The organism is Stutzerimonas kunmingensis (genome assembly GCF_032106285.1).
Taxonomy (GTDB): domain Bacteria; phylum Pseudomonadota; class Gammaproteobacteria; order Pseudomonadales; family Pseudomonadaceae; genus Stutzerimonas; species Stutzerimonas kunmingensis_B.
In genome coordinates, this window is sequence record NZ_DAMCPO010000016.1 from 19883 (window position 1) to 42777 (window position 22895).

Annotated in this window: 22 protein-coding genes; 5 read left to right on the top strand and 17 right to left on the bottom strand. The window is 64.5% G+C overall.

Annotated features, from left to right (window positions below; translation table 11 throughout):
- Positions 1-23 precede the first annotated feature (23 nt).
- Positions 24-2480: a TonB-dependent siderophore receptor gene (locus RT582_RS13850; RefSeq protein WP_313477927.1), complete on the top strand. Its 2457-nt coding sequence runs from the start codon at positions 24-26 to the stop codon at positions 2478-2480.
- 66 nt (positions 2481-2546) lie between these two features.
- Positions 2547-3752, top strand: a complete 1206-nt coding sequence (locus RT582_RS13855) for a PepSY-associated TM helix domain-containing protein (RefSeq protein ID WP_313477931.1) — start codon at positions 2547-2549, stop codon at positions 3750-3752.
- A gap of 310 nt (positions 3753-4062) precedes the next feature.
- On the opposite strand, the gene RT582_RS13860 is transcribed toward RT582_RS13855, so the two are convergent.
- The 5 genes from RT582_RS13860 to RT582_RS13880 form a co-directional block, all read right to left on the bottom strand.
- Complete coding sequence (locus tag RT582_RS13860; protein ID WP_313477932.1) at positions 4063-4698, bottom strand: SCO family protein; 636 nt, start codon at positions 4696-4698, stop codon at positions 4063-4065.
- 178 nt (positions 4699-4876) lie between these two features.
- The gene (gene cyoE, locus RT582_RS13865) at positions 4877-5776 is read right to left on the bottom strand and encodes a heme o synthase (RefSeq protein ID WP_014822215.1); all 900 of its coding nucleotides are present in this window, start codon (positions 5774-5776) and stop codon (positions 4877-4879) included.
- A gap of 17 nt (positions 5777-5793) precedes the next feature.
- Positions 5794-6849 (bottom strand): COX15/CtaA family protein, encoded by a 1056-nt coding sequence (locus RT582_RS13870; RefSeq protein ID WP_313477935.1) that lies wholly within the window; start codon positions 6847-6849, stop codon positions 5794-5796.
- A gap of 52 nt (positions 6850-6901) precedes the next feature.
- Positions 6902-7486 carry a hypothetical protein gene (locus RT582_RS13875; RefSeq protein ID WP_313477938.1) on the bottom strand — a complete coding sequence of 195 codons (585 nt, stop codon included), beginning with the start codon at positions 7484-7486 and terminating at the stop codon, positions 6902-6904.
- On the bottom strand, positions 7461-8198 hold the full coding sequence (locus RT582_RS13880) for an SURF1 family protein (protein WP_102833167.1): 738 nt from the start codon (positions 8196-8198) through the stop codon (positions 7461-7463). The genes RT582_RS13875 and RT582_RS13880 overlap by 26 nt, the downstream gene beginning before the upstream one ends.
- A gap of 70 nt (positions 8199-8268) precedes the next feature.
- Between RT582_RS13880 and RT582_RS13885 the strand changes: the two genes are divergently transcribed.
- Positions 8269-8472, top strand: coding sequence for a twin transmembrane helix small protein (locus RT582_RS13885; RefSeq protein ID WP_313478046.1), 204 nt, complete (start codon positions 8269-8271; stop codon positions 8470-8472).
- A 4-nt stretch (positions 8473-8476) separates the two neighbouring features.
- On the opposite strand, the gene RT582_RS13890 is transcribed toward RT582_RS13885, so the two are convergent.
- From RT582_RS13890 to RT582_RS13925, 8 genes are all read right to left on the bottom strand, one after another.
- The gene (locus tag RT582_RS13890) at positions 8477-9373 is read right to left on the bottom strand and encodes a cytochrome c oxidase subunit 3 (RefSeq protein ID WP_313477941.1); all 897 of its coding nucleotides are present in this window, start codon (positions 9371-9373) and stop codon (positions 8477-8479) included.
- Entirely contained in the window at positions 9370-9945 is a 576-nt protein-coding gene (locus RT582_RS13895) for a cytochrome c oxidase assembly protein (protein ID WP_003303654.1), read from the bottom strand. Before RT582_RS13895 ends, RT582_RS13890 begins: the two co-directional genes overlap by 4 nt.
- A gap of 88 nt (positions 9946-10033) precedes the next feature.
- Positions 10034-11671, bottom strand: coding sequence for a cytochrome c oxidase subunit I (ctaD, locus tag RT582_RS13900; RefSeq protein WP_003303652.1), 1638 nt, complete (start codon positions 11669-11671; stop codon positions 10034-10036).
- A gap of 12 nt (positions 11672-11683) precedes the next feature.
- Positions 11684-12817 (bottom strand): cytochrome c oxidase subunit II, encoded by a 1134-nt coding sequence (gene coxB, locus RT582_RS13905; RefSeq protein WP_014822209.1) that lies wholly within the window; start codon positions 12815-12817, stop codon positions 11684-11686.
- Positions 12818-13049: 232 nt separating this feature from the next.
- On the bottom strand, positions 13050-13316 hold the full coding sequence (locus RT582_RS13910) for a hypothetical protein (protein WP_003303649.1): 267 nt from the start codon (positions 13314-13316) through the stop codon (positions 13050-13052).
- A 109-nt stretch (positions 13317-13425) separates the two neighbouring features.
- Positions 13426-14955 carry a SulP family inorganic anion transporter gene (locus RT582_RS13915; protein WP_313477943.1) on the bottom strand — a complete coding sequence of 510 codons (1530 nt, stop codon included), beginning with the start codon at positions 14953-14955 and terminating at the stop codon, positions 13426-13428.
- Positions 14956-15030: 75 nt separating this feature from the next.
- Positions 15031-15765, bottom strand: a complete 735-nt coding sequence (locus tag RT582_RS13920; RefSeq protein ID WP_101276634.1) for a carbonic anhydrase — start codon at positions 15763-15765, stop codon at positions 15031-15033.
- Between the two features lie 195 nt (positions 15766-15960).
- Positions 15961-17025: a PA0069 family radical SAM protein gene (locus tag RT582_RS13925; protein ID WP_313477947.1), complete on the bottom strand. Its 1065-nt coding sequence runs from the start codon at positions 17023-17025 to the stop codon at positions 15961-15963.
- Between the two features lie 301 nt (positions 17026-17326).
- Between RT582_RS13925 and RT582_RS13930 the strand changes: the two genes are divergently transcribed.
- On the top strand, positions 17327-18397 hold the full coding sequence (locus RT582_RS13930; RefSeq protein WP_313477950.1) for an acyltransferase family protein: 1071 nt from the start codon (positions 17327-17329) through the stop codon (positions 18395-18397).
- A 106-nt stretch (positions 18398-18503) separates the two neighbouring features.
- On the opposite strand, the gene RT582_RS13935 is transcribed toward RT582_RS13930, so the two are convergent.
- Genes RT582_RS13935 through prlC form a run of 3 tightly spaced genes read right to left on the bottom strand, consistent with a single transcriptional unit; the run spans position 18504 to position 21615 of the window.
- Complete coding sequence (locus RT582_RS13935) at positions 18504-19283, bottom strand: DUF1835 domain-containing protein (protein ID WP_313477953.1); 780 nt, start codon at positions 19281-19283, stop codon at positions 18504-18506.
- A gap of 5 nt (positions 19284-19288) precedes the next feature.
- Positions 19289-19567, bottom strand: coding sequence for a YheV family putative zinc ribbon protein (locus tag RT582_RS13940; RefSeq protein ID WP_023445743.1), 279 nt, complete (start codon positions 19565-19567; stop codon positions 19289-19291).
- Positions 19564-21615 carry an oligopeptidase A gene (gene prlC, locus RT582_RS13945; protein ID WP_313477956.1) on the bottom strand — a complete coding sequence of 684 codons (2052 nt, stop codon included), beginning with the start codon at positions 21613-21615 and terminating at the stop codon, positions 19564-19566. Before prlC ends, RT582_RS13940 begins: the two co-directional genes overlap by 4 nt.
- A 257-nt stretch (positions 21616-21872) precedes the next feature.
- Between prlC and RT582_RS13950 the strand changes: the two genes are divergently transcribed.
- Positions 21873-22409, top strand: a complete 537-nt coding sequence (locus RT582_RS13950; protein ID WP_090522804.1) for a gamma carbonic anhydrase family protein — start codon at positions 21873-21875, stop codon at positions 22407-22409.
- A gap of 6 nt (positions 22410-22415) precedes the next feature.
- Here RT582_RS13950 and RT582_RS13955 read toward each other — a convergent pair whose 3' ends face one another.
- Positions 22416-22841: a VOC family protein gene (locus RT582_RS13955; RefSeq protein WP_044314221.1), complete on the bottom strand. Its 426-nt coding sequence runs from the start codon at positions 22839-22841 to the stop codon at positions 22416-22418.
- Between the last annotated feature and the right edge of the window lie 54 nt (positions 22842-22895).

The window sequence follows — 22895 nt, forward strand, 5'->3', positions numbered from 1 at the left end:
CGTCACGTCGAACAGGATCATTCATGCGCTCTTCCGCCTTGCCGTTCATTCCCAATCGCTCCCGCGCCTTGGCGCTCGGCATTCGTGCCGCGCTGCTGTGCCTGTCACTGGCCAGCGTCGTGCCCGGCGCTGCCATGGCGCAGTCTGCGACCCAGCAGGTGGTGCGCAGCTACGACATTCCCGCCGGCCCGCTCTCCAGCACACTGAGCCGTTTCGCCGGTGAAGCAGGTGTGCTGCTCTCGGTGGATGGCAGCCTGCTGCAGGGCATGGACAGCAACGGCCTGCAAGGGCAGTACGGCGTTGACGCCGGTTTCGCTGCGTTGCTGCAGGGTAGCGGCCTGCAAGCCGTCCGCGACAGCCAGGGCAACTACTCGCTAGCGCGCCGCAGCGCGCAGACCGATGCCGTCGAACTGCAACCGATGACCGTCGAAGGTTTCGCCCTGGGCAACGCGCTGGGTTCGATGGAAGGCTACAACGCGACCCACAGCAGCGTGGCGACCAAGACGAGCATGCCGTTGCTGGAAACGTCACAGTCGGTTTCTGTAGTTACACGCCAGCAGATGGATGATCAGGGCTCGCTGACGGTCGCTCAGGCGCTGCGCTATACACCCGGTGTGATGAGCAGCCCCTACGGCGCAACGAGCCGCTACGATTACGTGGCCATGCGCGGTTTTAACGATGGCTCGGTGGATAACCTCTACCTAGACGGCCTCAAAGTCATGGGGGATGCCGGCACCTACAGCACCATGCAGATCGACCCCTATTTCCTGGAGCGTATCGACGTATTGAAAGGCCCGTCGTCCGTGCTCTACGGACGCAGCCTGCCTGGCGGCCTGGTAGCCATGACCAGCAAGCAGCCCACCGCCAAGGCGTATCGCCAGGTACAGGCGACCTTAGGCAGCAATGCGCAGAAAAGCATCGGCGTTGATCTGGGCGGGCCGCTGGACGATGACGGTATGTTGTCCTACCGGCTGGTCGGCCTGGCCGAAAAAGGTGATACCCAATACGACCATGTCGAGTCGCAACGCTACGCCGTGGCGCCCTCCCTGCGTATCGACTTTTCTGCCGATACCGCGCTTACCTTGCAGGCCTATCTGCAGCACGACCCGGAAAGCGGTTATCACGGAGGCCTGCCTGCCGAAGGCACCCTGTACCGGCGCAATGGACGCTATCTCGCCGATGGCCTCTTCGAGGGGGAGCCCGATCACGAAAAATTCGAGCGCACCCAGCAGATGCTCGGTTACCAGTTCGAGCACCGCTTCGACGATACGTGGTCGATGCGCCAGAACTTCCGCTACCTGGACTCGGAAGTGGAGTCCGAGCAGGTCTATGGCATGGGATGGAACGGGAATTCCTCGGAACTGGCACGCGCGTATACCGGTGCGGATGAGCGCCTGCATTCGTGGATCATCGACAACATGCTGCAGGCCGAATTCGACACCGGTGCAGCTCGCCACACCCTGATCACCGGGATCGACTACCAGCGCGGAAAATCGAATGTGGCCTATTACGGCGCGGCTGCGGCCAACCTCGATGCCTTCGACCCGGTGTACGGCGCACCGGTGACGCCCGGCGCGCCCTTCGTCCAGACCCGCCGGCTGGAGCAGACGGGCCTGTACATGCAGGACCTGATCGAACTCGACCGCTGGCGCTTGTCCCTGGGCGTGCGCCAGGACTGGGTCGAAACCGAGGTGGAAACGGCGGCCACGGGGACGTCGTCCGGTAAGGATTCCAGGCAGCTGACCTCTCGCGCCGGCGTGCTGTATCTGTTCGACAACGGTGTGGCGCCGTATCTCAGCTATTCGCAGTCGTTCAACCCGAACTCGACCGCCGACGCCAGTGGCAATCCGCTCGAACCCACCGAAGGCACCCAGTGGGAGCTGGGCATCAAGTATCAGCCGGTGGGACACGATGACCTGTACACCGCTTCGCTGTTTCATATCGAGCAGGAGAACCTCGCCTCCAAACTGCCCGATGAGAACTTCTTCCGTCCGGTCGGGGCTGTCCGCTTCCAGGGCCTGGAACTCGAAGCACGTCTTCAGGTGACGGAAAGCTTGCGCTTGCTAGGCAGCTACACCTTCACTGATATCGAATACTCGAAGTCGGTGTTCAGTGCGGTGGACAGCACTCTGGATAACAAGGGCAATACCCCGACCCAATCCGTGCGCCACATGGCCTCGCTCTGGGCGGACTACCGTTTCGTCGATCGCCTGGCGGGGCTGAGCACCGGTGCGGGCATTCGCTATGTCGGCAAGAGCTGGGCTGATGCCGAGAACACGCAGCGTATTCCGTCCTACACGCTCTTCGACGCGGCCATCGGCTACGACCTCGCCAACGTGGGGCTGCCTGGGGCAGAGGTACGCTTGAATGCCAACAATCTCACCGACAAAAGGTACGTCGCGGCCTGCGGCAGCAGCCTGAACTACTGCTATATGGGTGAGGAGCGCAATGTCACCGCCACGGTCAGCTATGAATTCTGACCGATAACAGCCGCCGGCCCCCAAAGGCCGGCGGCTTTGTGCTTTCTGAAGGACGGACAACCGACGATGCGTTCCATTCTCGTGCTCCTGCACCGCTACATCGGCCTGGCCACGGCGATCTTCCTGTTTCTCGCCGGCATTACCGGCAGCATCCTGGCCTTCCATCACGAGCTGGACGAATGGCTCAACCCGGAGTTCTACCACACCACCAGCGAGGGTCCGGTGCTGGCGCCGGGGACGCTGGTGGAACGCGTCGAGCAGGCCAACCCGCGTATGCAGGTCTGGTACATGGAGTTTCCCAGTGAGCCCGGTCACGCCGCTTTGATGGCGCTGGTGCCGCGTAACGATCCGGCGACTGGCAAGCCGTACGGCGAGCGCCCGGTGGTGCAGTACATCGATGCGGTGAGCGGCCACCCGGTGGGCACGCGCTACTGGGGCGAATGCTGCTTCTCGCGCAAGAACTTCGTGCCCTTCATCCTCGAGTTTCACTACAACCTGTCGTTGCCGGGCAACTGGGGGCTGTGGTTGATGGGTATCGTAGCGATCGCCTGGGTGATCGATTGCTTCGTCTCGCTGGTGCTGACCTTTCCTCGTGGCCGGCCATTCTTTTCCAAGTGGTGGACGTCCTGGAAGATCAAGCGCCAGCGCATGAATCACGACGTGCACCGCGCAGGCGGCCTGTGGCTGTGGCTGCTGCTCACGCCGGTGGCGGTCAGCAGCGTGGCGATGAACCTGCCGGAGCAGGTGTTCAAGCCGGTGGTATCGCTGTTCTCGCCTGTTGAGCCGAGCGTCTACGAGGCCCGCGGGCGGATGCCGGCTGAGCAACTGGGCACCACCGCTTACGACTTCCACCAGGCGTACGACTACGCCATGCAGCACGCCGCCGAGCTCGGCCTGACCGAAGCGATCACCGAGCTGTACTACAGCTTCGAATACAACTTCTACGGCGCCGGCTTTGGCGAGCACGACAGCAACCAGGGCAACGCCTGGCTGTTCTTCCATGGCACCGACGGTCGTCTGCTGGGGCAGGAGATTCCCGGCCAGGGCACGCTGGGGCAGCAGTTCCATCTGCTGCAGCCGGCGATCCATGGCGGGCGCATCCTCGGCCTACCAGGGCGCATCCTCATCGCCGTGCTGGGCGTGGCGATCGCGGTGTTGTCGGTCACCGGTGTGGTGATCTGGTGGCGCAAGCGACGAGCACGCATCAGCGCGGTGCTGCGTGAACCTCGCAGGGGAAGCGCGGCGTCGGTAAGTTCGGTCGGTGAGCCATGATGGTCATGAGGTGAAGCGTCCCCTCAACCCTATGCTGGGCGCCCCAGCCGTCCCGGAGGGGCGAGGGGGTTGGATCGCAGAGGTATGTGAGTATTACGGCAGTGTTCGATGATTGTGCAGCCAAAGATGGTTGCTGCGCCGTGCTGACGTCCGAAGCGTGCCGCCTCTGGGCCGGGTGTTGATTCGCCAGAGCCTGCGCCATCATCGAACAGTCCCCTCGCCCCTTGGGGAGAGGGCTAGAGGGGGCGGGCTTCCAGGCCCAGCGCCAGCTATGGTCCGTACTCCGCGAACGCCAACAGGCTCGCTTTCCTCACTCCGCCTGCTTGACCAGCTCAGGCAACTGCTCGGCCAGTTTCTGCACCCGCAAAGGCGAGCGGATAAAGCCCTGCTGCCGACCATCCGGGCCGATCAGGACCAGGTTGCCGCTGTGGTCGACGGTATAGTTTTCCTTGCTGGTATCGCCGGGTATGAAGGGAATGCCGACGCCGTTGGCCAGGGTCTGGATATCGTCCAGCGGGCCGGTAAGCCCTTGGAAACCGGCGTTGAAGTAGCCGAGGTATTCCTTGAGTTTTTCCGGTGTGTCGCGATTCGGATCGACGCTGACGAGGATGATGCGCAGCTGGTCGCGCACGGCGTCCGGCAGCATGCCGTTGAGCTGGCGCAGTTCGGCCAGGGTAGTGGGGCAGATGTCCGGGCAGAAGGTGTAGCCGAAGAACAGCAGCGTCCACTGCCCGTCCAGTTCGTCCACCTTTACCGCTTCGCCGTCCTGGTCCGTCAGGCTCAGCGGCGGCACCGTGCGGCTCTGCGGCAGCACGACGATGCCGGCATCCAGCAACTGCGTGGGGTCGAACTGGCGCTGGCTGTTGAGCACCTTGGAAACCGTCAGCCCGACGACCAGCGCGATCAGCGCCACGAGAATGAAGACGGTTTTCTGGATGCGGGTCATGGATGTCCTTAGTGCAGCTGGGAGGCCTGTTTGGTGAGCTCAGTTGGTCAATTTCGGCGCCCATGGCCCCGATACTGCGTTGCTGCTCCTTGCCATAGCTCGCTATGACTCGTCGCAGCGCCTTGTCTCGGAGCCATGTTCACCCGAACTTGTCTCAACCCACTCACCGCACAGGCCACTAGAAATCGAGCAGCAGATAATGATCAACCAGCAGCGCGATGAACAGCGCGAACAGGTACCAGATGCTGAATTTGAAGGTCTTGATTGCCGCATGTGGCCGGCTGTCGCGGTACAGCGCGATCGTCCAGTAGAGGAAGCGTGCACCCAGCAACGCTGCGGCGGCGAGGTACAGCGGGCCGCTCATGTGAATGGCGAACGGCATGAAGCTGACCGCCAGCAGCATCACCGTGTAGAGCAGGATATGCACCTTGGTGTAGTGCACGCCGTGGGTCACCGGCAGCATCGGCACGTTGACCTTGGCGTACTCGTCCTTGCGGTGAATCGCCAGCGCCCAGAAGTGCGGCGGCGTCCAGGCGAAGATGATCAGCACCAGCAGTAGCGGTTCGGCGGTGACCTGGCCGGTCACCGCGACCCAGCCGAGCAGTGGCGGTGCGGCGCCGGCGAGTCCGCCGATGACGATGTTCTGCGGCGTGGCGCGTTTGAGAAAGCCGGTATAGATCACCGCATATCCGATCAGCGAGGCCAGCGTCAGCCAGGCGGCGAGGGCATTGGTGAATGTCAGCAGCAGGGCCAGTCCGCTGACGCCGAGGACGAAGGCGAAGGTCAGTGCCGCCGCTGGCGAGACCCGGCCTTCGGCCAAGGGCCGCTTGTGGGTGCGGGCCATCACCGAATCGATCTGCCGGTCCACCACATGGTTCACCGCCGCTGCGCCGCCGGCACACAGGGCGATGCCGAGGTTGCCGAACAGCAGCACCGTCCAGGGCACGCCGGCGCGGGTGGCGAGGAACATGCCCACCAGCGAGGTGATGAGCATCAGCAGCACCACCTTCGGCTTGGTCAGCTCCAGGTAGTCGCGCCAGCTGGCCTGGGCGCTGCGTTCGCTGAGTAGAGTCGCCATGGGGGTTCTCCTTGTGGTCATGCGCAGGGCAGATCGAGCTGCCCCGTCGTGTTCGAAATCGATGCTGGCTCGGTTTGCCGGCTGGCAGGTGCAGGCTGGCGCAGCCGGTAATTGACCAGTACCAGCACCAGCAGCAGTGCGGCGCCGCCACCGTTGTGAGCTACGGCGACCGCCAGCGGCAGGTTGAACACCACGTTGCTGATGCCCAGCCCGACCTGCAGCGCCAGCGCGGCGATGAGCAGCCCGGCCAGCCGGCCGAGTCCTCGGCGCATGAGCATGGCGGCCAGCAGCAGCAACACCAGCGTCACGCACAGCGCGCCGATGCGGTGGCTGACATGGATGGCCGTGCGTGCCTCGCCATAGAGCAGGCCGCCGAGGTAATTCGGGCCGATGTCGTGGTGGGTCAGGTTGAAGGCGTTGGCGAAGTCCATCCGCGGCCACCATTCGCCATGGCAGGTGGGGAAGTCGGTGCAGGCGACGGCCGCATAGTTGCTGCTGACCCAGCCGCCGAGGGCGATCTGGGCGACCACCGCGAGCATGGCGATGCCGGCGAATTTGCGCAGACGACCGTCTACGGCCGGCAACGGAGCAAGTGCACCGGACAGCCGCAGGCACAGCAGAAACAGCAGGCTGAGGGTGGTGAAGCCGCCGAGCAGATGCGCGGTAACCACCTGCGGCCAGAGCTGCAGGGTCACTGTCCACATGCCGAAGATCGCCTGGGCGATGACCACCGCGAGCAGTAGCAGCGGCAACTTCACCGGCTGCCCGGGCTGGCCGCGACGGCGTATCGCCTGCGCCGCCATGGCGAGAATCACCAGCCCCAGCGCGCCGGCGAAGTAGCGATGGATCATCTCGTTCCAGCCCTTGGTCACTTCCAGTGGCGCCTCGGGAAAGCGCAGCGCGGCGAGGTTCTGCTTTTGCTCGCTCATGGGCACGGCGAGAAAACCGTAGCAGCCTGGCCAGTCAGGGCAGCCGAGGCCGGCGTGGGTCAACCGCGTATAAGCACCGAGCAGCACGACCACCACCGCCAGCAGCGTGGCGATCAGGGCGAGGCGGTATCCGGGTTTGGCCATCGGTTTCTCCTTGGGCGGCCAGTTTGGGACCCCAGCGAAGCGGCAGAGTGCGTCAGCCGATCTGCGAGATCTTCAGCAGGTATTTCAGGTCATCGAGGATTGCCTTGCCGTCGGCGCCGGCGTCGTATCGCAGCACCAGGTTGCCGTGCGGATCGACGATCCAAAGCTGTGGCGTGGCTGGCGCCTCAGGGTTGCGGGCATAGGCGGCGGCGTCGAGGCCATGGCGTTGCAATTGCGGGTATTCGCGGCGCAGGCGCTGCTCGTAGGCTTCGTCCAGAGCGGTGGCGCTGGCCAGTGCGTGGCTGGCGCGGGCCGCTTCGCGGGCCAGGCCGATATTGATCTGGCGGGCCAGATAGACCAGCTGCTGGCACTGCGTTTCACAGCCCTGCGGGGCGGTGACCAGCAGCTCCCAGCGGCGTTCGGAGTCGGCTGCAGTCACGCCGATGGCTGCGCGGTCCTGGCCGTTGGCGATCAGCACGCCGTCGTAGCTGCGGGTCTGCGGTACCCAGAAGCCGAAGCGATACATGGCCGAGGCCAGGAGCATCGGCCCCAGCACGACGCCGAGAATCAGCAGCAGTTGCAGCCGGCCGCGGCCGCGGCCGCGCTTCGGCTCACGGCCGGCAAGGGTTGGATTCATCGTCGTCACTGTGCTTCTCCCGTGCCTGATGCACGCCGAAGTAGATGAACAGTGCCAGCAGGGCCGCCGCCAGGGCGAACCACTGCACGGCGTAGCCCAGATGCTGCGACGGGCGCATGCTGGTGATCGCCCAATCGGCGCGGTAGGCGCTGGGGCCGGGCTCCAGACGCAATTCATGGATCACGCCTTCGCGGCCGGCCTGCTGCCACATCGCCTCGATGTCGACGTGGTTGATCAGGCGCGGCCAGCCCTCGGCCGTGCGGTGGCTGAAGATGAACGGCTTTCCTGGCGGTACGTAGACCCAGGCAGCGAGCTTCAAAGACTGCGCTGGTGTGTCGAAGGCCGGCGGCACGCGGCGATCGGGCCAGGGAATCCAGCCGCGGTTGACCATTACCCAACGGTCGCTGAGCTCGTCATGAAAGGGCTGCAGCAACTCTACGCCAACCTGGCCGTCACGGGTGCGGCTGTCGAGCAGGAAGCTGTGCTCGGCATCGAAACGACCCTGCAGATGCACGCGGGAAAAGGCCGGCTGGGCGCTGCTTTCGATCTGCTCCGGTGACAGCGGCGCAGCTTGCTGCCTCGCCTCCTGGCGTGCCAGCAGATCGCGCTTCTGTTCGCCGCGCTCCAGCTGCCAGAAGCCCAGCCAGACCAGTACCGGCAGCATGGCCAGCACCAGCAGGGTAGGCAGCAGCCCCGGCCTGAAGCCGCTCATGCCCGGCAGCCTGATGTGTCGATACGGCTGGCTATACTCCACCCCCAATACCCCTGTCGTGGAATCGCTCATGCTCGAGGCGGCGATCGTTCTGTTGTTAGTGGCCACGCTGGTCAGTCTGTTCAGTGGGTTGTTCTTCCTGGTCAGGGACGAGGGCCGCACCTCCCGCGTGATCACGGCCCTGTTCATCCGGGTCAGCCTCAGCGCACTGACCGTTGCGCTGATTGGCTGGGGTTTCTATACGGGGCAGCTGCGCCCCGCCTTTGGTTTCTGATTCGCTAGATCACATAGACGAAGACGAACAGCGCGATCCACACCACGTCGACGAAGTGCCAGTACCAGGCCGCCGCCTCAAAGCCGAAGTGCTGTTCCGGGCTGAAATGCCCGCGCAGGATGCGCACCAGCATCACCGTGAGGATGATCGCGCCCATGGTCACGTGGGCACCGTGAAAGCCCGTTAGCATGAAAAAGGTCGCGCCGTAGATGCCTGAGCCCAGGGTCAGCCCGAGTTCGGTGTAGGCATGTACGTATTCTTCGATCTGCAGGACCAGGAACGTGGCGCCGAGCAGCACGGTCAGCGCCAGGCCGATCTTCAGGTGCTGGCGATTGTTCTTACGCAGCGCGTGGTGCGCCCAGGTCAGGGTGAAGCTGGAGCTGACCAGCAGGATGGTGTTGATCAGCGGCAGGCCCCAGGCACTGATGGTGCCTTCTGGTGCCGGATAGAGCTTGGGATCTGGGGTGTTGAGCAGCGGCCAGGTGTATTCGAAGCCGGGCCAGAGCATGTTGCTGATGCCCTTGTCGCCTTCGCCGGCCAGCCAGGGGCCGGCCCAGTAGCGGATGTAGAAGAGCGCGCCGAAGAAGGCGAGGAAGAACATCACCTCCGAGAAGATGAACCAGCTCATGCCCCAGCGGAACGAGCGGTCCATCTGTGCGCTGTACAGCCCGGCGCGGCTTTCCTTCACCACAGCGCCGAACCAGCCGAACATCATGTAGGCGATCAGCAGGGCGCCGACGAAGAAGATCATCGGCCCGCTGGACTCGTCACGCCCGGCTTTCAGGTCGTTGAACCAGCTGCCCAGGCCGTAGAAGGTGACCAGCAGGGCGATGGTGGCGATGATCGGCCATTTGCTCTGATCAGGAACGTAATACTGCTCGTGGGTGGTCTGTTGGCTCATTGCAGACTCTCCTTGGCCGGGGCCGATGTGGCGTTGACGGCCACCGGCGGCTGGCGGGACGTGATGTCGAACAGCGTGTAGGCAAGGGTCAGGTTGTGCACGTCGGCGGGCAGGTCGCGATCAACGATGAAGCGCACCGGCATTTCGATGCGCTCGCCCGGTTGCAAGACCTGCTGGGTGAAGCAGAAGCATTCGGTCTTGTGGAAGTAGGCCGCCGCCCGCGACGGCGAGACGCTGGGGATCGCCTGCGCGGTCATCGGCTTGTCGGTCGGGTTGTAGGCGACGAAACGAATCTCCTGGCTGGCGCCCGGGTGCACGCTGAGCTGGTCGGCCAGCGGGCCGAACTCCCAGCGCATGCCGGCGGCGTTGGTGGCGAGGAACTGCACCCGCACCGCCCGCGCCGCGTCGGCGCTCTGCGAGCCGGTGTAGGCGCCGGCGGTCTTGCCGTTGATGCCGAACGCCTGGCACATGACGTCGTAGATCGGCACCAGCAAGAAGCCGAAACCGAACATGCCGACCACGACGAACAGCAGGCGGCGGACCAGGCGTCGGGTGGGCAGGGACTCGTTCATGAGAGCCTCCCTGTTTGGTGGGAGCGGGCCTTTTCGCGGTCGACCTGGCAGACCCGGCCGGGCCTGCCAGCGACGCCCTGTTGCCTGCTCACGGCGTCAGCTCCCCGCCGGTGCCCTTGCGGTGCTCGTGCACATCGCTCATGTCCGGCGGTGTCTGGAAGGTGTGGTAGGGCGCCGGCGAGGGCACGCTCCATTCCAGCCCCTCGGCGCCGTCCCAGGGCTTGGCTGGTGCCGGTACGCCGCCGCGGATGCACTTGATGACGATGAACAGGAACAAGAGCTGGGTGGCGCCGAACATAAAGGCGCCGACGCTGGAGACCATGTTGAAGTTGGCGAACATCATGTTGTAGTCGGGGATGCGCCGCGGCATGCCGGCCAGGCCGACGAAGTGCATCGGAAAGAACGCCAGGTTCATGCCGATGAAGCTCATCCAGAAATGCAGCTTGGCCAGGGTCTCGTCGTACATGTGCCCGGTCCACTTCGGCAGCCAGTAGTAGGCCGAGGCGAAGATGCCGAAGATCGCTCCCGGCACCAGCACGTAGTGGAAGTGCGCCACCACGAAGTAGGTGTCGTGGTACTGGAAGTCCGCCGGGGCGATGGCCAGCATCAGCCCGGAGAAACCGCCGATGGTGAAGAGGATGACGAAGGCCACGGCGAACAGCATCGGCGCCTCGAAGGTCAGCGAGCCGCGCCACATCGTCGACACCCAGTTGAACACCTTCACCCCGGTGGGTACGGCGATCAGCATGGTGGCGTACATGAAGAACAGCTCGCCGGTCAGCGGGATGCCGACGGTGAACATGTGGTGCGCCCAGACGATGAAGGAGAGGAAGGCGATCGCCCCGGTGGCGTAGACCATCGAGGTGTAGCCGAACAGCGGCTTGCGGCTGAACGCCGGGATGATCGAGCTGACCGCGCCGAAGGCCGGCAGGATCATGATGTACACCTCGGGATGGCCGAAGAACCAGAACACGTGCTGGAACAGCACCGGGTCGCCGCCACCGGCCGCGCTGAAGAAGCTGGTGCCGAAGTGGATGTCCATCAGCATCATGGTCACCACGCCCGCCAGCACCGGCATCACCGCGATCAAGAGGAAGGCGGTGATCAGCCAGGTCCAGACGAACAGCGGCATCTTCATCAGGGTCATGCCTGGCGCACGCAGGTTGAGGATGGTGGCGATCACGTTGATCGCCCCCATGATCGAGCTGATGCCCATCAAGTGGATGGCGAAGATGAAGAAGGTCACCGATTCCGGCGCGTAGGTGGTCGACAGCGGCGCATAGAAGGTCCAGCCGAAGTTAGGCCCGCCACCCTCCATGAACAACGTCGAGACCAATAGCCCGAATGCTGCCGGCAGCAGCCAGAAGCTGAAGTTGTTCATCCGCGGCAGCGCCATGTCCGGCGCGCCGATCATCAGCGGGATCATCCAGTTGGCCAGGCCGACGAAGGCCGGCATCACCGCGCCGAAGACCATGATCAGGCCGTGCATGGTGGTCATCTGGTTGAAGAATTCCGGCTGCACGATCTGCAGGCCCGGCTGGAACAGCTCGGCGCGGATGACCATGGCCATCGAGCCGCCGAGCAGGAAGGCGCAGAAGCTGAACCACAGGTACATCGAACCGATGTCCTTGTGGTTGGTGGTCAGCAGCCAGCGCGAGAGACCCTTGGCCGGGCCGTGGTGGTGGTCATGTCCGGCATGACCATGATCGTCGATCACTGCACTCATCACCGAATCCTCTTACTGGGTGGCTTCTTCGGCCTGTTTGAAGTCGAGCACGTCTTTCGGCGTGACCATTTCGCCGGTCTCGTTGCCCCAGGCGTTGCGCTCGTAGGTGATGACCGCGGCCAGGTCGACTTCCGACAGCTGCTTGCCGAAGGCCGCCATGGCGGTGCCCGGCTTGCCGTTGACGACGATGTTGATGTGCGCCTCGATATCGCCGGTGGCGATAGCCGAGCCCTTGAGGGCCGGGAACATCGGCGGGATGCCTTCGCCGCCGACCTGGTGACAGGACGCGCACGAGGTCTGGTAGATCTTCTCGCCGCGTTCGGTGAGTTCCGCCAGCGTCCAGTCCTTGCTGGTCAGTTCAGCCACCTTGGCGGCCTCTGCTTTCTTCTCGCCGAGCCAGGCGGCGTAGTCCTCAGCGGATTTGACCTCCACCACCACCGGCATGAAGCCATGGTCCTTGCCGCACAGCTCGGTGCACTGGCCACGGTAAATGCCGGGCTCTTCGACGCGGGTCCAGGATTCGTTGATGAAGCCGGGGATGGCGTCCTTCTTCACCGCCAGATCCGGCACCCACCAAGAGTGGATGACGTCTGCCGCGGTGATTAGGAAGCGCACCTTGGCGCCGGCGGGAATCACCAGCGGCTCGTCGACTTCCAGCAGGTAGTTTTCACCCTTGGGCGCCTGGTTGTTGATCTGCTCGCGTGGCGTAGTGAGGTTGCTGAAGAACTCCACATCCTCGCCCAGGTACTTGTAGTGCCACTTCCACTGGTAGCCAGTGATCTGCACGTCGACGTCCGATTCGCTGGAGTCGTAGATGTGGATAAGCGTGCGCGTCGCCGGGATCGCCATGCCCACCAGGATCAGTAGCGGGATGACCGTCCAGAGCACCTCGACGCGGGTGTTTTCGTGGAAGTGAGCGGAATGCTGACGCTTGGAGCGGCGGTGCGCGACCATCGACCAGATCATCACGCCGAATACCAGCACGCCGATGACCACACAGATCCAGAAGATCGTCATGTGCAGATCGAACACCGAACGGCTGACGTCGGTGGCGCCGGAGCGCATGTTCACGTCCCAGGCCGCCTGGGCCTGGCCAAATATTGCCGAAAGCCCAAGCCCCATCCAGATGCATGGATGTCGAGACATTGCGGGTTCCCCTTATGATTCTTGTTATCCCGCCGACCGCCATCGCACCGCCGAAAATCGGCTGGCCGGGGAAACCATTCCCGTCATGCCAGCTACGTTTTCGATCGGTCCGATTCTGCCCAACGCCACCCGCGAAACGCTCGCTGGCGACATGAACGCTTGCACGCGCAGTCGGAACTCAATCAGGTACGCCTACGATTCGGAGTATAGACAGCGATCCCACTCTGGCAATTTAAGCGCGGGGCGCGTCTGGCTCGGGCTGTGTGGGAGCATCGTTCTTCTTCACCCCACGCAGGTTCATCAGCGCCAGGCAGACCTGCAGGGTGATCAGCGCCCACGCCTCGGCGTGCCAGCCCCAGATCACCCAGAGCAGGTTGCTCAGCAGAAAACAGCAGAAGCCGACGAAGCGCCGGCCGGGCTGCAGCGAGCCGATCAGCCAGGCGGCGATCACCGTGACCACCATGGCCGGCCATTGCAGCAGGTCGATATAAACGTCCAATTCAATCCTCCAGAAGCGCCGGCAGCGCATGGGCTTACCCGATGCGCTGCCGGCTAGGTGCACGTTGTGCGTGGTCGTGTCTGAAAGATGAGGGGGCTGGTCGCCCTGATTAGTTCCCGTCGGCCGCCGCGGCAAGATGCACGGCCTGTCGCCGGCGACCTTCGACCCGCCGCGTCAGTGCCCGCGGCTCGATGATCAGCCGTGCGCCGCTGGCCTGGTTGGCGCGCTGCCATTCTTCCAGCAGCTCCATGCAGGCATGATCGATGTACTGCAGGTGCGTCATCGGCACATGCACGCAGGCATTCTTCGGCACGCCCTCCAGCGCGCGGGCCAGTCGCGGCACCTTCAGAAAGGTCGCTGCGCCCTGCATGCGCAGTTCGACCCGGCGGCCTTCCTGCACCACCGTGACCCTCAGCCGCGAAGCCTGCCAGGCCAGTTGCCCCAGGGTCAGCGCGAAGCCCAGCAGCACGCCGGTCAGCAGGTCGGTGGCGACGATGGTCAGCGTCGTGGCGAGATGGATCAGCATGGCCATGCGCCCGTAGCGGCCGAGCTGGCGCAGCGCGTTCAGGTCGATCAGCTTGAGCCCGGTGTAGACCAGCACACCGGCCAGGCTGGCGATTGGAATCTGCTCCAGCAGCGCGGCCAGCAGCACCACCGCGGCCAGCAGCCAGAGCGCGTGCAGCATGGCCGACAGCCGCGTGCGCGCACCGGCCTGCACATTGGCCGAGCTGCGCACGATCACGCCGGTCATCGGCAGCGCGCCGAGCACGCCGCAGAGCATGTTGCCGATGCCCTGAGCGGTGAGCTCGCGGTCGAAATCGGCGCGCGGACCCTGGTGCATGCGGTCGACCGCCGCGGCGGAAAGCAGGGTTTCGGCGCTGGCGATAAAGGCCACGGCCAGCGCCGCGACCAGCAGACCGGGATCGGCGAAGGCCAGCAGATCGGCCGGTTGCAGCCAGCTGATGGCATCGGCGAGATTGTCCGGCACCTCGACACGGCGCACGTCGAGCCCCAGCCACAGCCCCGCCAGCGTTGCCGCCGCGACACCCAGCAGCGCGCCGGGCAGCAGGCGCAGGCGCTGCGGCTTGAGCCGATCCCATGCCCACATGCAGGCGATGGTCAGCAGGCCGAGAGATGCGGCGATCAGTCCGTTACCGCCGCCGGAAAACGGCAGCGCGGCCCATAACGCGGCGGGAAAGGCGCCGATATTGTCCAGTCCGGAGGCTTCCGGCTGCCCGTCCAGCATCACGTGCAACTGCGACAGCACGATGAGGATGCCGATGCCGGCCAGCATGCCGTAGACCACCGCCGGCGCGGTGACGCGGAACCAGCAACCCAGCTTCAGCCGCCCGGCCAGCAGCTGCAGTGCACCGGCCAGTAGCAGGATCGGCCCGAGCATGGCCGCTCCGTATTGCTGCACCAGTTCGAACACCAGCACCGTGAGTCCGGCGGCCGGGCCGCTGACCTGCAGGGGTGCACCGGCCAGCCAACCCACCACCAGCCCGCCGACGATGCCGGTGATCACGCCTTTGGCGGGCGGCATGCCCGAGGCGATGGCGATGCCCATGCACAACGGCAGGGCCACCAGAAAAACCACCACGGACGCCATCAGGTCACGCGGCAGTGTTTGTGCATTCATTCAAAAAACCTCGACACGCGGCGACACCCCCGGGGCGTCGCCTGAAGCGACAGCCAATGCCTTGCGGCCGGCGGTTCAGGCCTGCAGGTAGCGCGGCGTGGGCGTTGCTACTGGCAGCGGGCCGTCGCCGTCCAGCGGCGCGAAACGGCCGCTGGTGGCGTCGTAGGCGAGGATTTCGCTGGTCTCGATGCAATAGACCCAGCCGTGGATCGACAGCTGACCGCCGGCGAGGCGCGCGGCGACCGAGGGATGGGTGCGCAGGTGGTCGAGTTGGGCCACCACGTTCTCTTCGGTGAGCACGCCCAGGGCTTCGCCGGCGGCGCAGCTGCAGTTCTGCTCCACCAGGCTGCGCGCCACTTCGCAATGACGCAGCCAGGCCTTCACCGTGGGCATCCGCTGCAGGCCGCTGGGGTCGAGCACCGCTTTCATCGCGCCGCAGTCGGAATGCCCGCAGACGATGATGTGCTGCACGTTGAGCGCCATCACCGCGTACTCGATGGCGCTGGAGACGCCACCGTTCATCTGGCCGTAGGGTGGCACCACATTGCCGACGTTACGGGTGACGAACAGGTCGCCGGGCGAACTCTGGGTGATCAGCTCGGGAACGATGCGCGAGTCGGCGCAGGTGATGAACATCGCACGCGGCTGCTGGGCCCTGGCCAGGCGGGCGAACAGCGCCTGCTGTTCGGGATAGACCTCGGTGCGAAAGCGGCGAAAGCCATCGACCAGATGGGCGAAGGATTCGTCGGCGCTTTCGCCACGTGCGGATGGTTCGTTGCGCTCGGCGCGAGCGGTGAATATTTCACGCATGGGTGGTCTCCTGATGCAGGGCAAGGCATGCCAGCACTCATCCAGGCCGGTCGTGCGGCTGGTGACTGGCTGGTCACATTTGCCCCGAGGCTAGTCAGCGAGACTTAACTGAAACTGAACGAGCCGCTCTAGAACGAGCATTTGCGGCTTTCTGATTGCTGTCGTAGTGATGGCGCTGGCGGCGCTTTCGAGGTCTCAGAGCAACGACATCTGCGAACCCGGCACGGCAAAACGGCTGCAATCCAGGCCGTAGTTCTGATCCCGTCGATTGAAGCCCAGGCGCTTGCACGCCAGCTGAAAGCGTTGCGCCAGCAGCTGGGCGAATTGGCCTTCACCGCGCATGCGGCTGCCGAAGCGGCTGTCGTAATCCTTGCCGCCGCGCGACTGGCGCACCAGGCTCATGACATGGGCAGCGCGCTGCGGAAAATGCTCCTGCAGCCATTCATCGAACAGCGTCGCCACTTCGTGGGGCAGGCGCAGCAGCACATAGCCGGCCGAGCGCGCACCGGCCTCGCGGGCGGCTTCGAGCAGGTGCTCCAGCTCCATGTCGTTGATCATCGGAATCATCGGCGCGCACATCACGCTGACCGGCACGTCAGCCTCATGCAGGGTGCGCAACACCCTCAGGCGCGCCGAGGGCGAGGCTGCGCGCGGCTCCATGATGCGTTTCAGTTCGTCGTCCAGCGTGGTCAGGCTGACGGAGACGCTGACCAGCTGCTGCTCGGCCAACGGCACCAGCAGATCGAGATCGCGCAGCACCAGCGAACCCTTGGTAATGATGTGCACCGGGTGCTTGAAGCGCAGCAGGATCTCCAGCGCATGGCGCGTCAGACGCTGCTCGCGCTCCAGCGGCTGATAGGCGTCGGTATTCACCCCCAGCGCGATCGGTTGCGGCACGTAGCCCGGCTTGGAGAGTTCCTGTGCGAGGCGCTCGGCGAGGTTGGTCTTGGCGATCAGCCGCGTCTCGAAATCGATGCCGGGCGACAGGTCCCAATAGGCGTGACTGGGCCGCGCAAAGCAGTAGATGCAACCGTGTTCGCAGCCTCGATAGGGATTGACCGAGCGATCGAAACCCACGTCTGGCGACTGGTTGCGGGTCAGTACGCTCTTGGCCGTCTCGAATCGCACTTCGGTGGCCTGGGTCGGCGGCACGTCCTGTTCCCAGCCGTCGTCGTACGCCTCGCTGCGTGTCGGGGCGAAACGGTTGTCCGGGTTGATCGCAGTACCGCGGCCGCGTGGTGTGGCACGGGGGAAACTCATGGGAATCGATCCAGTTACTGTTCATGCATACAGTAATCGCCTCGGCGACAGCGCGCCAGCGCCGCTGATCGACGCTGCTTGCTACCGCCTGTCGGCTGGCTCGGGAACATTTGCCTCCCGCTCGGGACAAAGGGGCTGACCGGGTAACGCTTGCACGCGTGAGCGACGCCTGTCGTGGCACCGGCCGGCAAACAACAAGGACGATCGGAGCGCGACGCGCGACCGATCCGGCAGTACCGGCATGCACCGTTTGCGTGCGCCCCTTTTCTTAGTCACTGCCGTTACTCGTCAGGAGCAGACCATGCATCCCACCGGCTCTTTCCACACCCGGGAGAATAATTTCGACTTCCTGCGCTTCTTCGCTGCGGCGCTGGTGCTGTTCGCCCACAGCTATCCGCTGGTTGGCCGCCGTGGAGATGAACCCCTGACGTTGCTCACCGGCTACGAAAAGGGCGGCTCGATCGCCGTCGGCATCTTCTTCGTCATGAGCGGCTATCTGATTGCCTCGTCCTGGCTGGCTAGCAGCAGCCCGAAAAGCTTTCTGATCAAGCGGGCGCTGCGCATCTTTCCGGCGTTGATCGTCGCGGTATTGCTCTCGGTGTTTGTCATTGGGCCGCTGGTCACCCATTTGACCCTCGGCCAGTATCTCGCGGCCGACGGCACCTGGACCTATCTGCAGAACATCCTCTTGGTGACACGCTACGAGCTGCCCGGCGTATTCATCGGCAACGTCTACCCCGACGTGGTCAATGGCTCGCTGTGGACGTTGCCGCTGGAAGTGTTGATGTACATCGGCGTGATGATTCTCGGGCTGACCGGTTTCCTCACGCGCCGGCTGATCTTCCTGCCGATTGCCGTGCTCGCCGTCGGGCATTTCTGGCTGCTGGGCAAGCTGGGTATCGATTCCTACTTCATCAAGAACATCTTCAAACTGGGGCTGCTGTACTACAGCGGCTCGGCACTGTTCCTCTATCGCGACGACATCCCCTGGCGCGGCTGGATCGCGGCGTTGTTGTTCGCCGCGCTGGTGGCAACCTTCCGTACCGACATCGGCCCGCTGGTTTACTTCATCGCACTGCCGTATCTGGTGCTCTATCTGGCCTACGCGCCGCTGCCGCTGATCTCGCGTTTCGGCAAGTACGGCGATTTCTCCTATGGCCTGTACATCTACGCCTTCCCGTTCCAGCAGCTGACCATCTACCTGTTCGGTCCGCAGGTCGGCGTGCTCGGCCTGACGCTGATCGCCTTCGTGCCGACGCTGATCCTCGCCGCGCTGTCCTGGCACCTGATCGAAGCGCCGGCGATGAAGCTCAAGCGCCTGTTTGCTTCGCCGCCGCAGCCGGGGCGGGCGACCCCGAAGGCCGAAGGCTGATTTGGACTGGTACAAAAAAGGAACCCGCCACTTGGCGGGTTCTTTGTTTTAGAGGCTGGGCGCGCCGAGTCCTGGCCGCGAAGCAGATGGCTCGGTATTGAGCCTTTCACCTCAAGACTCGGCGCATCTGCAGATCACGGTAAGCGGCTGTTGGATCGCCCTGGATCTCCAGACGCCCTGCGGCAACCAGTACGCGGACGCGCCAGTAGATGAAGAAATCTGTGGGAAAGAAGCCGTCGCAATGGCTCATGACCTCGGCCATCGCACGCGCCAGCGGAGCGAATTCGTCGGGGCTGGCAGCGACCAGCGCCGCGTCGATCAGCCGATAGTCTTCGCCCCGAAACGCCCCCTCGAACCAGCGGCGAATGGCATGCGTGCTGGCGCACTGCTCGTGCCAGACCGCAGCGAGTTCAGCCTGGCGAGACGCGGGAACCGTCTGTGGGCTGTATAGCGCCGCCAGTGCCTCGGGCGAATGCATGGACACCGCCTTGCGCTGGCCGGCGCGGCTGTCTCCGGTGCCGCAAGCGACTTCGTGCAACCCGCAGCTGGAGCCCTGCAGCAGAGCGGCGATGCGAGCCAGCAGTAGCTGTTCGGATGCGCTGTCGCCGTGCCAAACCGTTACGGCTGCAGCCTGTTTGGCTAGGTTGGCTAGCCAGAGTGCATCAGCCGCTAGCTCATCGGCGAACACCGGGCGTGGCGCCACCTCTGCGGGCCAGACCTGCTCCCAGAATGTGGCGCGAGCAGCGCAAGGCGCACGATCCACGTCATTCAGCGGTCCGACAGCCAGGTCGTCGCGCAACACCCGCACCTGTATCTCGGGCTCGAGCCTGGCCAGCAGCGCACGTACGCTGTCGCCGGCCAGGTCGCCGCAGGTCAGGTGCAGCACAGTGGCTACTCGGGCTTCTTCAACTTCGGATTAGGGAAAAACTGCACCGACTGTACCTGCGGGTTGGCCGGCTTGGGCTGGACCTTGTTCACCCGCGTGCCCAGCTCCATCGGTACCGACTGGCCCTGGGCGTTGAGGGTGTCGGCGTAGCCGCAGTCGATGCATTCGCGGTGCGGCACACCGTCGACGTCCCACATCTTGATGCAGTCCGTACCGCTGCACGCGGGGCACACGGCCCCGGCGATGAAGCGCTTGGTGGTGACACGGGTTACTTCGTCGTTCATGCCGCGGCCTCCGCTACCAGCCCGAGGTGGCGCAGCAGGGCGTCGATGGACGGCTCGCGGCCTCGGAAATCGACGAACAGTACCATCGGCTCCTGGGAGCCGCCACGGGCCAGGATCGCCTCGCGGAAGGCGCGCCCGGTCTCGGAGTTGAACACGCCTTCTTCCTCGAAGCGCGAGAAGGCATCGGACGACAGCACCTCGGCCCACTTGTAGCTGTAGTAACCGGCCGCGTAACCGCCAGAGAAGATGTGCGCAAAGCTGTTGGGGAAGCGGTTGTAGACCGGCGGGCGCATCACCGAGACCTCGTCGCGGATGTGCTCGAGTACCTGCAGCACGCTGCGACCGTCGCCATGGGTGGCGTGCAGTTCGAAGTCGAACAGGGAGAATTCAAGCTGGCGCGCCATCATCATGCCGGACTGGAAGTTCTTCGCCGCCAGCATCATGTCCAGTTTGTCCTGCGGCAGGCGCTCGCCGGTCTGGTAATGACCGGAGATATGCGCCAGGCCTTCGGGGTCCCAGCACCAGTTCTCCATGAACTGGCTCGGCAGCTCCACCGCATCCCAGGCCACGCCATTGATGCCCGAGGCACCGGCGTGCTCGACCTGGGTCAGCAGGTGATGCAGGCCATGGCCGAACTCGTGGAACAGCGTGGTGACTTCATCGTGAGTCAGCAGCGCCGGGCGCTCACCCACCGGCGGGGTGAAGTTGCACACCAGGTTGGCCACCGGTGTCTGCAGCGTGCCGTCAGCGGTGCGGCGCTTGTCGCGCGCGCCGTCCATCCAGGCGCCACCGCGCTTGTTCGGCCGCGCGTAGAGATCAAAGAAGAAGCGCCCGACGTGCTGGCCGTTCTCGGTGATTTCGAACAGGCGCACTTCCGGATGCCAGCCGTCGAAGCCTTCCAGCTCGTGAATCTCGATGCCGTACAGGCGCTGGACGATACAGAACAGCCCGGACAGCACCTTGTCGATCGGGAAGTAGGCGCGCAGTTCTTCCTGGTTCAGGCTGTAGCGCTGCTGGCGCAGCTTCTCGGCGTAGTAGCCGAGGTCCCAGCTCTGCAGATCGTCCAGACCCTGCTCGGCGGCGAAGGCGCGCAGTTCGGCCAGATCACGTTCGGCGAACGGCTTGCTGCGTACCGCCAGGTCGCGCAGGAAGCTCAGCACCTGTTCGGTGGATTCGGCCATCTTGGTCGCCAGCGACAGTTCGGCGAAGTTGCCGTAGCCGAGCAGCCCGGCCAGCTCATGGCGCAGCTCGAGGATCTCGGCCATTACCGGACCGTTGTCGAACTGCCCGGCGTTCGGGCCCTGGTCCGAGGCGCGGGTGCAGTAGGCGGTGTAGACCTCTTCGCGCAGGTCGCGGTTGTCGGCGTAGGTCATCACCGCGTAGTAGCTGGGGAATTCCAGGGTGATCAGCCAGCCGTTGAGGCCCTTGGCCTTGGCTGCCTCGGCCATCTGCGCCTTGGCCGAATCGGTGATGCCGGCCAGCAGGCTTTCGTCGGTGATGTGCCGGGTCCAGGCCTGGGTGGCGTCCAGCAGCTGGTTGGAAAACTTGCTGCCGAGCTCGGCGAGCTTCATCTGGATGGCACCGAAGCGCTGCTGCTCCACCGGCGGCAGGTCGATACCGGACAGGCGGAAGTCGCGCAGCGAATGCTCGAGGATGGTCTTTTGCGCCACTTCGAAGCCAGCCGCCGCGGGGTTTGCAGCCAGTGCCTGGTAGGCCTCGAACAGGTCGCGGTTCTGTCCGAGTTCGGTGTAGTAGGCCGACAGCTTGGGCAGGCAGGCCTCATAGGCGGTGCGCAATTCCGGGCTGTTGCACACGGAATTGAGATGACCGACCGGCCCCCAGGCCCGCGCGAGGCGATCGTTCAGCTCGTCGAGGCCGACCACCAGGGTCTGCCAGTCGAGGCTCTCGGCCGGGCGGCTGAGCAGTTCCTGGATCGCCACACGGTTGTCACCGAGGATGGTGTCGATGGCCGGCTCGACGTGCTCCGGGCGAATCTCGGAGTAGGGCGGCAGGTCGAATTCTTGCAGCAGGGGATTGTTCGCGCTCACGGGGACACCTTGTGACGAAGAGGATTGCAGGCCGCTCACTGGAGCGAGGCTGGACAGGCCAGCGCGCAGGCAGATGTCCTAGATGGACGCGCTGCCGCGCTTTTTCAACGCCGGGCGACGAAACGCGCCCCCGGGCAAGCAGCCGGTAGTTAACTCTGACCACGCCAGGCGGCATGCTGCTCAGCTCTGGTTTAACGCGGCGATGCCGGCCATCTTAATTACAATCGGCCCTCCCCGCAGCCAAAGAGGTTTCTATCGTGGCGATACGCAGCTACCACAACAGCACTCCACAACTGGGCGAGCGCGTGTTCGTCGACGACTCCGCGGTGGTCATCGGCGATGTCGAGATCGGCGCCGACAGCTCGGTCTGGCCGCTGACGGTGATCCGCGGCGACATGCACCGCATCCGCATCGGCGCACGCTCGAGCATCCAGGACGGCAGCGTGCTGCACATCACCCACGCCGGCCCTTACAACCCCGACGGCTTTCCGCTGACCATCGGCGACGAAGTCACCGTCGGCCACAAGGTCACCCTGCACGGCTGCACCCTGGGCAATCGCATCCTGGTCGGTATGGGCTCGATCGTGATGGACGGCGCGGTGGTCGAGGATGAAGTGATTATCGGCGCCGGCAGCCTGGTGCCGCCGGGCAAGACGTTGGAAAGCGGCTATCTCTACGTTGGCAGCCCGGTAAAGCAGGCCCGTCCGCTGACCGAAAAGGAGCGCAGCTTCTTCAGTTACACCGCCGGCAACTACGTGAAGCTCAAGGACCAGCACATCGCCGAGCGCGGCTGATCCTGCTCACTTGGCGAACAGCTGACTCATGTCCTTGAACGCCTTGAACTCCAGCGCATTGCCGCAGGGGTCGAGCAGGAACATGGTCGCCTGTTCGCCGACCTGGCCCTGGAAGCGCACGTAGGGCTCGATGACGAAGCGCGTGCCGCGCGCCTTCAGCCGCTCGGCCAGTGCCTCCCATTGTTCCCAGCCAAGCACCACGCCGAAATGCGGCACCGGCACGTCGTGGCCATCCACCGGGTTGCTGTGGGCCGCCTCCTGATGCGGCATCTTCGGCGCTTCGTGGATCACCAGCTGGTGGCCGAAGAAATCGAAATCCACCCAGTGTTCGCTGCTGCGGCCCTCGGCGCAGCCGAACGCCTCGCCGTAGAAGGTGCGGGCGGCGGCCAGATCGTGGACGGGAATGGCAAGGTGGAAGGGCGAAAGCGTCATAGATGGCACTCCTGAGCATGGGACGCTTCGAGTCTAGAGCCTTTTTCCACCGAT

Excerpts from the sequence above, each read along its gene's own strand:
- RT582_RS13850 (WP_313477927.1), top strand. The coding sequence starts at position 24 with ATGCGCTCTTCCGCCTTGCCGTTCATTCCCAATCGCTCCCGCGCCTTG.
- RT582_RS13855 (WP_313477931.1), top strand. The coding sequence starts at position 2,547 with ATGCGTTCCATTCTCGTGCTCCTGCACCGCTACATCGGCCTGGCCACG.
- RT582_RS13860 (WP_313477932.1), bottom strand. The coding sequence starts at position 4,698 with ATGACCCGCATCCAGAAAACCGTCTTCATTCTCGTGGCGCTGATCGCG.
- cyoE (WP_014822215.1), bottom strand. The coding sequence starts at position 5,776 with ATGGCGACTCTACTCAGCGAACGCAGCGCCCAGGCCAGCTGGCGCGAC.
- RT582_RS13870 (WP_313477935.1), bottom strand. The coding sequence starts at position 6,849 with ATGGCCAAACCCGGATACCGCCTCGCCCTGATCGCCACGCTGCTGGCG.
- RT582_RS13875 (WP_313477938.1), bottom strand. The coding sequence starts at position 7,486 with ATGAATCCAACCCTTGCCGGCCGTGAGCCGAAGCGCGGCCGCGGCCGC.
- RT582_RS13880 (WP_102833167.1), bottom strand. The coding sequence starts at position 8,198 with ATGAGCGGCTTCAGGCCGGGGCTGCTGCCTACCCTGCTGGTGCTGGCC.
- RT582_RS13885 (WP_313478046.1), top strand. The coding sequence starts at position 8,269 with ATGCTCGAGGCGGCGATCGTTCTGTTGTTAGTGGCCACGCTGGTCAGT.
- RT582_RS13890 (WP_313477941.1), bottom strand. The coding sequence starts at position 9,373 with ATGAGCCAACAGACCACCCACGAGCAGTATTACGTTCCTGATCAGAGC.
- RT582_RS13895 (WP_003303654.1), bottom strand. The coding sequence starts at position 9,945 with ATGAACGAGTCCCTGCCCACCCGACGCCTGGTCCGCCGCCTGCTGTTC.
- ctaD (WP_003303652.1), bottom strand. The coding sequence starts at position 11,671 with ATGAGTGCAGTGATCGACGATCATGGTCATGCCGGACATGACCACCAC.
- coxB (WP_014822209.1), bottom strand. The coding sequence starts at position 12,817 with ATGTCTCGACATCCATGCATCTGGATGGGGCTTGGGCTTTCGGCAATA.
- RT582_RS13915 (WP_313477943.1), bottom strand. The coding sequence starts at position 14,955 with ATGAATGCACAAACACTGCCGCGTGACCTGATGGCGTCCGTGGTGGTT.
- RT582_RS13920 (WP_101276634.1), bottom strand. The coding sequence starts at position 15,765 with ATGCGTGAAATATTCACCGCTCGCGCCGAGCGCAACGAACCATCCGCA.
- RT582_RS13925 (WP_313477947.1), bottom strand. The coding sequence starts at position 17,025 with ATGAGTTTCCCCCGTGCCACACCACGCGGCCGCGGTACTGCGATCAAC.
- RT582_RS13930 (WP_313477950.1), top strand. The coding sequence starts at position 17,327 with ATGCATCCCACCGGCTCTTTCCACACCCGGGAGAATAATTTCGACTTC.
- RT582_RS13940 (WP_023445743.1), bottom strand. The coding sequence starts at position 19,567 with ATGAACGACGAAGTAACCCGTGTCACCACCAAGCGCTTCATCGCCGGG.
- RT582_RS13955 (WP_044314221.1), bottom strand. The coding sequence starts at position 22,841 with ATGACGCTTTCGCCCTTCCACCTTGCCATTCCCGTCCACGATCTGGCC.